The sequence below is a fragment of the Frankia sp. EI5c genome (assembly GCF_001636565.1).
In the GTDB taxonomy this organism is placed as follows: Bacteria; Actinomycetota; Actinomycetes; order Frankiales; family Frankiaceae; genus Parafrankia.
Map to the genome: position 1 here is coordinate 91,732 of NZ_LRTK01000027.1, position 12,342 is coordinate 104,073.

The 12,342-nt window shown below is 75.8% G+C and carries 3 protein-coding genes and 1 pseudogene; 3 read left to right on the forward strand and 1 reads right to left on the reverse strand.

Annotated elements, in window-relative coordinates:
* Positions 1-10 precede the first annotated feature (10 nt).
* Together UG55_RS36905 and UG55_RS36910 are read left to right on the forward strand one after the other, a co-directional pair.
* On the forward strand, positions 11-723 hold a 713-nt coding region (locus UG55_RS36905; RefSeq protein WP_242424327.1), incomplete at its 3' end, for an acetamidase/formamidase family protein.
* A gap of 1 nt (position 724) precedes the next feature.
* Positions 725-1,378, forward strand: a pseudogene (locus UG55_RS36910) (acetamidase); the annotation flags it as partial.
* 34 nt (positions 1,379-1,412) lie between these two features.
* Here UG55_RS36910 and UG55_RS14385 read toward each other — a convergent pair.
* Positions 1,413-6,398: an AAA domain-containing protein gene (locus UG55_RS14385; RefSeq protein WP_313954614.1), complete on the reverse strand. Its 4,986-nt coding sequence runs from the start codon at positions 6,396-6,398 to the stop codon at positions 1,413-1,415.
* 2,385 nt (positions 6,399-8,783) lie between these two features.
* Between UG55_RS14385 and UG55_RS14390 the strand changes: the two genes are divergently transcribed.
* Positions 8,784-12,320: a UvrD-helicase domain-containing protein gene (locus tag UG55_RS14390; RefSeq protein WP_066068350.1), complete on the forward strand. Its 3,537-nt coding sequence runs from the start codon at positions 8,784-8,786 to the stop codon at positions 12,318-12,320.
* The last annotated feature ends 22 nt before the right edge of the window (positions 12,321-12,342 follow it).

A 12,342-nucleotide genomic window follows, 5' to 3' on the forward strand; every position in this document is an offset into this window, starting at 1 on the left:
TAGGGCGCGAGTGGCCCTGCAACCCGGACGAGGAAAGATCGAGGGCCGGCACTACCTGCCCTCCACCCCGGAGACGATCAGCTGGGGTGCGCTGCCGACCGCGCGGACGCGGCCGGTGCTCAGCGTCGACTCCGGCACGACCGTCACCATCGACACGGTCAGCCAGGAAGGCATCCTCGAGGATCAGGGCCGCGATCCGGACGCCTTCTTCGGTGGTTTCGGCGTGGTGGGGTCGGAGGTGCTGGAGGACGCGCGGGCCATCGCGGCCTCGGGCATCCCGCACCGCTTCGGCGTCGACGGATCGCACGTCGTGACGGGTCCGGTCTACGTCCGCGGCGCGGTGCCCGGCGACATGCTGCGGGTCGACATCCTCTCGCTGCACCCGCGCGCCCGGTACGGCGTGATCTCCACCCGCCACGGCGGCGGTCTGCTCGCCGGGGAGTTCCCGGAGACACCCGCGCCGGCGCTCGACGCCGACGCGCGGCGCTGGCAGGGATTCCGGACGGTCACGTCCTTCTGCACCGTCGAGCGGCGGCGGGGGCGGCTGTTCGGCGCGATGCCCGGCGGCCACGGCCGCGCCCGGTTCACGCTGAACCCCTGCCTGGGCATCATGACGGTCGCCGCGGACGTCACGGACGGCGCGGTGACGTCCTTTTCTGCGGGGTCGCACGGCGGTGCCCTGGACTGCCGTGACCTCGGCCCCGGCGCGCATCTTTACCTTCCNGTCCACGTCCCGGGTGCGCTGTTCGCCGTCGGTGACCCGCACTACTCCATCGGTGACGGGATGATCGGATCCACCGCCCTGGAAGGTCCGCTGCGGGCGACCCTGCGGCTGGTCACCCTGCGGGAGGCCGCGGCCACCAGCGCCCTGGGCGCGCTGCGCGAGCCGTTCGTCGAGACCGAGGATCTGTGGATCACCATCGGGTTCGATCCCGATCCGCGGGAGGCGATGCGCCGGGCGGCGCGGGCAGCGGTGACCTTCCTGCAGACCCGGGCCGGGCTGGCCCGGTCGGACGCGGTCGCCTATCTGGCGGCGGCGGCGGAGTTCGGGGTCGGCCGGCTCACCGGCGGCCACGGGTCGGCCTTCTGCCGGATCAACCGCGCGGACTTCACCGAGCCGGCGCCGGTCAAGGCACGCCTCCCGCGTGCGGGCTTCGCCCGGATCGTCGGCGGGGCGGACAGCGAACCCGACCGCGAGCAGGCCGGGCCAGCCGCCGAATCCGCCGGTTCGGCCGGTCCCGCTGATTCGTCCCTGCCGGCTCCGACCGGCTCGGCCGGTCCGGCGGTGCTTCCTGACCAGGAACGTCCCCCGGGAGCCGAACCGGCGGCCGGGCCGGAGCCGCCCGGCCGCGTCGAGGAGTCGGTCGACAACGCGTAGTGCCGGCGGCGGCCCCGGCCTCGGCGGGCGGCGCTCAGTCGGTCGGGGTGGGAGCGTCGTCCAGGCCCTCCAGTTCGGAGAGCTGGATCGGACGCCAGCGCTGCCGCCGTTCGTCGGCATCCGCGTGCACCGAGGACGTCCCGTGGGCCGGGGGAGCCCCCCCGGTGCCCGGAGCCGCAGGCCCCGCGTTCTGGGCGGGCGTCGCGCCGAGTGCCCCGCTCCCTCCGGCGGACGTGGTGGCGTCGGGCTCCCCGGGCCCGTCGACGGCGGGCGATGCCCCCGCGGCCAGTCCGCCCGGCCCGGCAACGCCGTTCCCCGGGTGGACCCCACGGTTCGGCGGGGCCGGGGTGCTCGGCGGGGCCGCGCCGCCGGCCGGCCCCGTGATGCCCGGCAGGCCCGCGACTGCCGGGAAGACGGACACGCTCGGCGCGGCGGGGGACTCCGGTGCGGCGGTGGACTCCGGCGCGGCGGACGCACCAGGCCACAGGTCGTGCCCCGGGCCGCCGCCGCGCAGGCCGGGGAAGCCGTTCGGCGTGCTGCCGACGGAGGCCCAGCCGGTTGGCGAGCCACCCGCGCTGGGCCAGTTGGCTCCTGGGCCGAACGGGGCCGCCGCCGGCCCGGAGCCGGTCGCCCCGGGCTCCGGAAGGGACTGACCGGGGTCACGGCGGGCCGTCGGTGACTGGTCCGGCGGCGGGGTGACCGCGGGTGGCCTCGGCGCCGGTCCCGCAGGCCAGCTCGGCGGCATCGCGGCCGGGGCCACGGCGGCCGGCGGCCCCGCCTGGGAGGCGTGCGGGACCTGGGCGGCCGGGCCCGTGCCGCCCGCGGGCAGGGCCGGCGGCTGGGACGGAACGAGCAGCTGGGTCACCAGCATCGCCGGGTCCGGATGGTCCGGCGCCGCGGGGACGATGGGCGTCGCGACCACCGGGACGATTCCGGCCGCGGCGAGTCGGGGCCACAGCGGCGCGAGCGCCGCCTCCTGGTCGATCTCGAACTCGGAGCGGCGGACCCGCCAGATCCGCCAACCGACGCGGCGCAGCTCACGCTCGCGGGTGAGGTCCCGTTCCACCTCTTCGCCGGCCCGGGTGGTGTCGCCGTCGCACTCGACGGCGAGCCGGGCCCGGCCACCGGAAACCACCAGGTCGAAGCGACGTCCGTTGATCTCCACCTGGGGGGTGACGTGATATCCGCGGGCCACCAGCGCCAGGAACACCCGCTGCTCGAACAACGAGTCGAACCGAGGGTGCGGCAGCACCGGGCTCACCTCGGACGCCGACAGCGGCGCGGCGGAGAGCGCCAGCGGAGCCGACCCCGAGTGCGCCAGCACATAGCTCAGGTAGCTGTGCCGCAGGTCGCCGGGGTGGAGTTCGGACGCCGAGACCGAGTGGAACAGCCACACCTGGTCCCGGGCCCGGGAGGCGGCCACGTTGAACCTCCGCTGGTACTCCAGCCGGGTCAGCGAGGTCGTCGACGTGCCGGGCGCGATGACCAGCGAGAGGAACACGACGTCCCGCTCGTCGCCCTGGAAGTCGGGCGGAGAGCCCACCCGAAGCTGACGCCGCTGCTGCTCGGCGGCGGACATCCGCGAGGTCAGCTCGGAGCGGATGAGCTCGGCCTGGGCACTGCCCTGCAGCACCACGATGCCGAAGCTGAGGCCCCGGTAGCGCGGGTCCTCGGCGCACTTCAGGACCTGGGTGACCAGCGCCTCCGCCTCGACGGGGTTGCGCGGGCCGTCGGCCGTCGCGGTCGTGTACGCATGCGGGACGAACTGGGCGCGCAGCGGCGCGAGGCGGTCCACCCCGAACTGCCGCAGCGGCACCAGCGGTGCGTCCCGGTAGAACATCGCCGACGACCATTCGATGATCTCCGGCATGCAGCGGAAGTGCTCACGCAGCCGCACGACGTCGCCGAACCGGGTCCGCAGCAGCGAGAACAGGCTGGAACGCGGGGTGAAACCGACCCGCAGCCAGCTCGGGACGTCCGGCAGGAGCGTGTCGAGCCGGGTGAAGACCGGTTCGAGCTCCTCGACCGAGGCGTCCGGCGGGGTGCACTGGCGGTCGTCGCCGACGACGATCACCCGGGGCGCCAGCCAGAGCAGGAAGAGGCTTTCCAGCCCGGCCTGGCTTCCCTCGTCGACGATCACCACGTCGAAGCTGTCGCGCACCGCGGGGATGGTCGACAGCACCTCGCTGATCGGCATCACCCAGGCCGGGACGGCGGTCTGCGCGATGCGCATCGCCTCCCGGGCGGCCTGCCGGTAGCGCTCGGCGTGCCGGCCGGTGAACCGGCCGCCGGCGGCCATCGCGTCGGCGTAGGCCCGCAGCGCCGCCGACTGCTCGGTGCCCATCCGCTCCAGGCAGTGTTTCCAGGCCAGCGCGCCGGCGAGCTCCGCGGTGGCGGAGGCGACCAGCTCGTCGGCCGCGTCCAGGTCGGCGTCCAGATCGGTCTGGTCGGTGGCCCGGACGCGGGCGAGCCAGGTCGCGGCCACCGCGTGCGACCAGGCCTTCCCGAACGACTCGAACAGCTCCGCCGGGATCTCGTCCGAGCGGCCGTCGGCCGCCCGGTCGGCCCGGCCGGCCCGGCCGGTCGGGAAGCGGCCGGACTGGAGGAGGTCGGCCAGCACCGGGTGGGCCTCCCGGACCCGCCCGAGCAGCTCGTCCCGGCGCCGGGCCCGGGCCCGGGCGTTCAGCGCGTCCGCGGTCGCCTCCAGCGCCGCGACGTAGCCGGCCGGGTCGCGGGACTCGACCGCCATCGCGAGCAGCGCCAGCTCGTCGACGGCGTCCGGCTGCGCGGCGGCCGCGACGAGCTCGGCGGTGAGGTCCCGAAGCTGGGTGCCCGCGGCTGTCGCCGCCTGGCGCAGCCGGTGCGCGTTCGCCGCGGCGCCGACGTCGACGCAGGCGGCGGGGGAGTCCAGCGCGATGCCGCCGACGCCGAGCGCGTCGAGGAGCGCGGCCAACCGGCCGCGGGCGGCCACGGCGGCGTCGATGGCCCGCGCCACGTCCTGCGCCTCGGTGAGGCGGGCCAGCCGCACCTCCAGCTCCGCGGTCGGGTCGGGAACGACGCTCAGCAACGACCACGCCCGGGTGGCCGCCTCCAGCGCGACCTCCGCCCGCAGCCGGCACAGGGCCAGGTCCAGCAGTTCGGGGGTGCGGGGCGGAACACCGTCGACGAGGGTCTGCTCCAGCAGGACGCGGGCCGCCTTCTGGGCCTTCGACCGGAAGAACCGGCGCAGCGCGCCTCCCGCCTCCATGTGTTCGCGCAGGGCCAGGGCAGAGGTCAGCAGGGTAGTGGCGTCGGGGCCGGAACCGGCCTCGTCGAGCGGGAGCTCGACCCGGTGCAGGCCGAGCTCCGTCACTGCCTGGGTCGCCTCGGCGATCGCGGGCGCCGCCGCGGCGACCTTCGTCCACAGCACCGCGGCGCGGTTGGCGAAGGCGTCGGCGAGCGCGTCCGCGGCCCAGGGCTGCCGGACGTTGAGCCGGTTGATGATCTCCACCGCGCGCAGCACGGCGTCGACGCTGGCGGCCAGCCGCTCGGCGGCCTCGTCACCCGCGCGGGTGAGGGCGTCCGCGAGGGCGGGGACCATGAGCGCCGCCTGCCGGGACAGCGCCTGCTCGGCGGCCTCGGCGGCGTGCAGGGCCCCCCGCTCGGCGTAGGCCAGCACCGTCAGCTCGGATCGGGTCGGCAGCTCGCCCAGCTCGGGGGGCAGCCCGAACGCGCGCTGTTCGCGCAGCGCCGACAGGGCTATCGCCGAGGTGATCGGCGACGGCACCGTCGGCGGGTCGGACGGGCCGCTCGACCCCACGAGCGCGACGGCGCCGTCGTGGCTGGTCAACCCCCCAGGCCCACTGGTTCCCCCAGGCCCACTGGTTCCGCCGGGTCCACCGGTGCCGCCGGGACTGCCGCTCCCGTCGGGTCCGGCGGGCGCCCCGGAGCCGTCCTGGCGCGAAGCTCCGCCGCCAAGCGACGCGGGCCCCGACCCCGATGCTGAACCGTTCCGATCGGGTTCCGCGGGCTGGGCCGGACGAGGCGCCGGCAGCGCCGGCGGGGTGCGGACGAGGCGCCCGGCCATGGTGATCCGCAGCGGGGAGGTCGGCGCGGCCGACGAGTCGCCGGATCCGTCACCACCCGGTGCCTCGCCCGGATGGGCCGGCCCGCCGTGCCCTCCCGGCCCGTCCGGGAAACGGGGGAGCGTCCGGGCCGGCGGGTCGGGTGTGGTCAGCAGCCGCCAGAGCTCGACGGCCTCCGCGTCGTTGAGCGGGGTCCGCGGCCAGCCGCCGCCCTCGGGCCCCGGCACGGGCACCGGGATCCAGCCGTGTTCCGCGGCCTCGTCACGCAGCCGAGCGGCGATCTCCGCCCGGGTGCCCGACCAGCCGGCACCGACCTCGTAGGTGCCGTGGCGGCGCCACTCGGCGGCCCGCCGGGCCGCGACGGCGGTGGCGATCCGGTCCCGTTCGGCCATCGCCGACTCCCGGCGCTGGCGCGCCGTGCGGATCCGTTCGTCCTGCGAACCGGCGTCGTAGACGGCCTTCTGCGCGGCCAGCGCGCTGACGCTGGTCGCGAGCTCGCCGGCGCCGGTGTCGGCGTCCTCGGTGAGGGAGACGCACAGGCGGCGCAGTTCGGGCGGGAGCTTCTCCTGCAGCACCCGCAGCGCCTGGCCCTTCTGACTCGTCACCAGGACCCGGCGGCCCTCCGCGAGCAGCGCGCTGATCAGGTTCGCGATGGTGTGGGTCTTGCCGGTGCCCGGTGGGCCCTCGACGACGACCCCGTTGTCCATGCGGAGCCGGCGCATCACCCGGGCCTGCTCGGGGCTGATCGGCAGCGGGGACAGCCATTCCGCGGCGTCGGCGGCGTCGGCGGCGTCCGCCGAACTGTCCGACCCGGCCGGGAGCGCCGCCGCGGCCCGGGCGGCCCTGGTGCCCTCCGCCCGGGCGAGCCAGGCCAGCCGCTCGGAGGTGTCCAGGGTCTCGACGAGCTGGGCGAGGCCCAGCGGCGGCAGCCCGTCGCCGCGCAGCGCGTCGAGCATCTGCTCGTAGTAGTTGAGCAGCGCGGCCTGCCCGCGGGACCGCAGGACGAGCGCGGGCGCGAGCGTGACCGCGGCGCTGGGGCCGGCCGGGCCGGGAGGCTGCCAGTTCGGGCGGTACCCCTCCGTCGTGCCGTCGACGGCGAGCGTGAGCCAGTCCCGCAGCAGGCGTTCGTCGTCGGCGCCCAGCGGAGCCGCGTCCCGCGAGCGCAGCCGCTCGTGCAGCGCGTTGGTCCGTTCCGGGCGGAACGCCGTGACCCCGTCGAGGAAGGCGCTGTCCTNCAGCCGGGTGGAGGATCCCGCCGGAACCCGCAGCCGCACGGCCGAGGTCATCGGATCGGTCTCGACCACCAGCCGGGTGACGAGCAGGTGGCGGCGGACCGGCCGGGGCAGCCACCAGGTCAGCAGGCCGGTGGCCAGCACCAGCTCCAGGGTGTCGCCCTCCTGGGCCAGGCGCTGCGCCACCCCGTAGAGCGTGGTGTGCAGGTGGCGGCGGTCGGCGTCGGCACGGGCCCGGGAGCTCCACACCTGCCAGGCCCGGGCCCATTCCGCGAACGCGGCCGCGACGTCGGGCGGAACCTGCCCGGTCGTCGGAACGGCGAGCACCGGAGCGGGGCGTGCGGCGCCGGGCATCTCCCCGTTGCCGGCCCCCTTCGGAGCGCTGCCCTCACCGCCGGCAGCGCGGTCGTCGCTCGGGTCGCCGCCCTTGCCCCCCTTGCCGCCGTTGAGGCTGGCGGTGCCGTTGCCGTTGCCGTTGCCGTTGCTGCTGGTGTTGGCGCTGCCGTTGCTGCCCGCGCTGCCGTTGAGGCTGGCCTTGCCGTTGCCGCTGGGCCTGCCGTTGCTGCTGGCCTTGCCGTTGCTGCTGGCCTTGCCGTTGCCAGTGGTACCGCCGTTGCCAGTGGTACCGCCGTCGCCAGTGGTACCGCCGTTGCCGTCGGTGCCGCCCTCGCCCGCGGCGTCGTCCGCGCGGGGCAGGGCATCGGGGGAGCTCTGCCCGGGCCCTCGGGATGCTCCGTTCAGGTTCTGGGCCGGCCCGCTGCCGTTGGCATGGGGCCCCGCGGACCCGTTCCGCCCCGCCGCCTCGCCGTCCGTCCGGGGGAGGCGCCGGCCGGCCTCAGATCCGGCGCCGGGGTGCCCGGTGCCGCCCGCGGTGCCGCCGCCGGCCGGTCCCGGTTCGTCGCCGGGCCGGGCCGGCGCCTGCGCGGCCTGCAGAGTCGGCAGGTCGTAGATGAGGACCGGGGCCGCGGTCAGGTCGACGTCGGCCGGCGGCACGGCGCCGTACAGCACGATGCCGGACTGCGGGAGCCCGGTCGACGCGTCGGTTCCGCGGACGGGGAGCCGCACCCGGCCGCGCAGGATCTCGGGGAGCGGCGGCGCCGGGGGCAGCAGGGCCGCCGCGGGTGCTTCGAGCAGAACCTCCCCGGCACCCGCGTGCTCGAACAGCGACAGCCCGGAGGGGAGGTCGGCGAGCCAGATCACCAGTGGGTTCTCGTCGACGTCGACGACCTGCTCGGACTGGGAGACCGCGACCTCGTGCAGGAAACGGACGAGTCGGTGGCAGCGGTCGGTCAGCGCGGCGTGGCGCTCCCGCCGAGCCTCCTCCAGTTCGGCCGCCTCGGCGGCCGCGGCCTCGGCCGCCGAGGCGGCGGCGGCAGCGGCGGTGATGACGGCGCTTCCGCCGGCGGCGCCCTCGTCGCCGGCGCCGTCGCCGGCGGCGGAGCTGTCAGCGGTGCTGCTGCTGCCGGGGGCGCCGCCGGTGACGGCGACGCCGGTGCCGGCGGCCGCGCTGTCGGTCGGGCCGCCACGGCCAGCAGCGCCGCTCACGGCCCCGCCGCCGGCCGGGTCACCACCCGCCCGGGGGTCATCCGGGGCGCCGCGCGCCGTGCCGCGGGCGGGCCTCGTGGGTCGGTCGCCCGCTCCGTCCGTCCCGGTGCCCCCCGCGTCCGTGGCTCTCGCGTCCACCTCGCCCGAGTTCACCGCGCCCGAGTTCACCGTGCCCGAGTCCGTCGTCATATCTCTCCCCGATTCCGGCCGGCGCGCGCCGGCGGCGGAACTCGTGACGGGGCGTCGCGAACGCCCTGTTCCGATCGTTCCGGCGCCGAACCATCCGATGCCGGAACTGGTGCAAGCCTCCCGGACGAACCAGGAAGGCGCCCCCGCGACCCACTGTTTGCGGCACTCTCACGCATGCCCAGTNGGCCCAAGGGGGGTGTGTCCGACACCGATCGGTTGTCCGTTGCCGGCCCGATTCGCCTGCCGCTGGGCATAGTTGGGCCTGCTGGGATGTCGTCGATCCGTGGCCTGACGAGCGATGTGACAGGTCGACCGACAGGCCCACCGGCGTGCCGCTGCCCGGCCCGAAGGTGGGATGCGACAACATACGCATCTGTGAGGTCACGGTTCTTTGCCGACACCCACGTGCACTCCAGGTACTCGCGGGCGTGTAGCCGCGACTGCGACCTGGAGCATCTGGCGTGGTGGGCGGCCCGCAAAGGCATCCGGGTCGTCGGTACCGGCGACTTCACCCATCCGGCCTGGTCGCAGGAGCTGGCGACCAAACTGGTGCCGGCCGAGCCCGGGTTGTTCCGGCTGCGCCCTGATCTGGAGCGCGACGTGCTCGCGACGCTGCCGGCCTCGTGCCGCACCGCGACGCGCTTCATGATCTCGACCGAGATCTCCACGATCTACAAGCGTGGAGACCGCACCAGAAAGGTCCATCACCTCCTCTACGCCCCGGACCGGGAAGCAGCCGGTCGGATCACCTCCGCACTGGCCCGAATCGGCAATCTCGCCGCGGACGGCCGGCCGATCCTCGGCCTGGACTCCCGCGATCTGCTGGAGATAGCACTCGGCGCCGGCGAGGGCTGTTACCTCGTCCCGGCCCACGTGTGGACGCCGTGGTTCGCCGTTCTCGGTTCGAAGTCCGGATTCGACGCCGTCGAGGACTGCTACGCCGATCTGGCTGATCACGTGTTCGCGCTGGAGACCGGGCTGTCGGCGGACCCGGAGATGTTCTGGCGGATCTCCGGCCTGGACCGGTACCGGCTCGTCAGTAATTCCGACGCGCACTCCCCGCCGATGCTCGGGCGGGAGGCGACGGTCTTCACCTGCGAGCCCGACTACTTCTCGATTCTCGCCGCGCTGCGCACCGGGAACGGCTTCGGCGGCACCGTCGAGTTCTTTCCCGAGGAGGGGAAGTACCACCACGACGGACATCGCAGGTGCGCAGTCGCGCTCACACCGGAGGAGACCCGCGAGCTCGGCGGGATCTGCCCCGTGTGCGGACGGCCGCTGACCGTCGGTGTGCTCAACCGGGTCGACACGCTCGCCGACCGGGACGAGCTGCACCGTCCGGACACCGCGGGGGAGGTCACCTCGCTGGTCGCGCTCCCCGAGATCGTCGGTGAGATCCTCGGCGTCGGTCCGAAGAGCAAGTCCGTGGCAACCCAGGTCACGGCCCTGGTGTCCAGGCTCGGGCCCGAGCTGGGCATCCTCTCGGACGTCCCACTGGACGCGATCGCCGAGGTCGGCTCGCCGACGCTGGTCGAGGGCATCGGGCGGCTGCGCCGCGGCGAGGTCATCCGGCAGGCCGGGTACGACGGTGAGTACGGCGTCATCCGCCTCTTCGAGCCGGACGAACTCACCGCGGATGCGGGCACCCTGTTCGACGTGCGCCCGACCGGCACCGGGCCCGTCCCGGGCAGGGGGTCGAGCCCGCGGAAGGGCCGTGGGGCCGCCCGCCCCAGCGCGCTCGCTCCCAGTGCGCTCGCCCCCAGTGGGGAGGTCTCCGGCCCGCTCGCCCCCGGTGCGGACGTCCCCGGCGCTGGCACGGCCCGGACCGCCGAGGCGCGCGCCGGCCGGGCCCCCGGTGGCGCGGCCGGCCACCGCGTGCCCTCGGTCCTCGACGGCCTCGATCCCGACCAGCGCCGGGCCGCCGCGTACGTCGGCGGCCCGCTGCTGGTCCTCGCCGGCCCGGGCACGGGGAAGACCCGGACGCTGGTGCACTCGATCGCCCACCGGGTGCGTGAGCTGGCGGTGCCCGCCGAGCAGTGCCTTGCCGTGACGTTCACCCGCCGCGCGGCGGGGGAGCTGCGCGAGCGTCTCGAGCCGCTGCTCGGCCCAGGCCAGGCCGCCGGGTCCGCCGGGTCCGCCGACGCCGCTGGGTCCGCCGAGGCCACCGGGTCCGCCCGGGCGGACCCGGTCGCCACGACGTTCCACGGGCTCGGCCTGATGATCGTCCGAGAGCAGTACGAGGCACTCGTGCGGGCGCCGGAGGTGCGGGTGGCCGACGACGCCGTCCGCGCCGAGCTGCTGGACGAGGCGCTGCACGGAGCGGCGACCTCGCGGGCCCGCGGCCGAGTCGCGGCCGAGCTGTCCGCTCTCAAGCGGCGGCGCGCGCTCGGGCAGCCCTACCGCGAGGATCCGGCGGCCGGGGTGCTGGCGCGGTACGACGCGGCCCTGCGGGACCGCAACATGGTCGACCTCGACGACCTGGTGACGCTCCCGCTCGGGCTGCTGCGCTCCAGGCCGGAGCTGGCGGCGCAGTACCGGCGGCGCTGGCGCCATGTCTGGGTCGACGAGTTCCAGGACATCGACGAGGTCCAGTACGGCCTGCTGCGCGAGCTCTGCCCGCCGGACGGCGACCTGTGCGCGATCGGTGACCCGGACCAGGCGATCTACAGCTTCCGGGGTGCCGAGGTCGGCTTCTTCCTGCGCTTCGAGGAGGATCATCCGGGGGCGCGCCGGGTCTCGCTGACCCGCAACTACCGCTCGACGCCGACGATCGTCGCGGCGGCGCTGGACGCGATCGCTCCGGCCACCTTCGTCCCCGGCCGTGAGCTGCGCGCGGTGACCGGCCAGGAGGCGGACGGACCGGTCGTGGTCCGGCAGTGCGCGAGCGAGGCGGAGGAGGCGAACGCCGTCGCCGACCTCGTCGAGGAGGCACTCGGCGGCACGTCGTTCCACGCGATCGACTCCGGGGTGGACGGCTCGCGGCGAGGCCGGCTGTCGTTCGCCGACATCGCGGTCCTGTACCGCACGGCGCGGCAGGCCGAGCCCGTGGTCGACGCCCTGCTGCGCCGCGGGTTCCCGTTCCGGCAGCACGCGCACACCCCGCTCGCCGATCTGCCCGCCGTCGCCGCCCTGCTCGCGGACCTGAGAGACCCTCGCGCGGACCCGGGGGACGTCGTCGCCGGGGCGGGAGCCGGCGCCGCGGCGCCGCGCTCCGTCACGGCCCACCTGCGGGACGCCGCCGCGCGGCTGGCCGACCTGGCGGCCAATGCCGGAACGGCCCTCGCCGCCGTGCTGGCGGAAGGCCCGGCGGAAGGCCGGGCGGTGGGCCGGGCCGCGGGCCGGCCACCCACCGAGGCGGAGATCCGGCGGGCCGTCGAGCTGCTGACCCCGGCGGCCGTGGCCGCCGGTGACGATCTCGGTTCGTTCCTCACCGCGGTCACCCTCGGGACGGAGGTGGACGGGCTGGATCCGCGTGCCGACCGGATCTCGCTGCTGACCCTGCACGCGTCCAAGGGGCTGGAGTTCGGGCTCGTCATCATCGTCGGCTGCGAGGACGGGCTGCTGCCGCTGCGCTGGGGCGGGCGGCGGCCTGCCGGTGCCGGCACGGGAATACCCGAGACGCCCGAGACGCCCGAGATACCCGAGACGCCCGAGGTGGCGGAGGCGGCGGCCGAGGCAGAGGATGCGGAGGAGCGGCGGCTGTTCTTCGTGGGTATCACCCGGGCCCGGCGCCAGCTGGTGCTCACCCACGCGGCGCGGCGCCGCCGCGGTGCGGAGGCGGTGGTCGAGACCGGCCCCTCACCGTTCCTGGCCGCGATCGACGGGCGGCACCTGGAGAAGAGGGCCGGCTCGTCGGCGGAGGCCGCCCGGGCCCGCCGCCGTTCGGCCGGTCAGCAGCTTCGCCTGATGTGAGCCGCCGCCCAGCCGGCCCGGG

Coding starts and splice junctions, on each gene's coding strand:
- UG55_RS14385 (WP_313954614.1), bottom strand. CDS start 6,398: ATGCTCGACGCGCTGCGCGGCGACGGGCTGCCGCCGCTGGGCCTCGCC.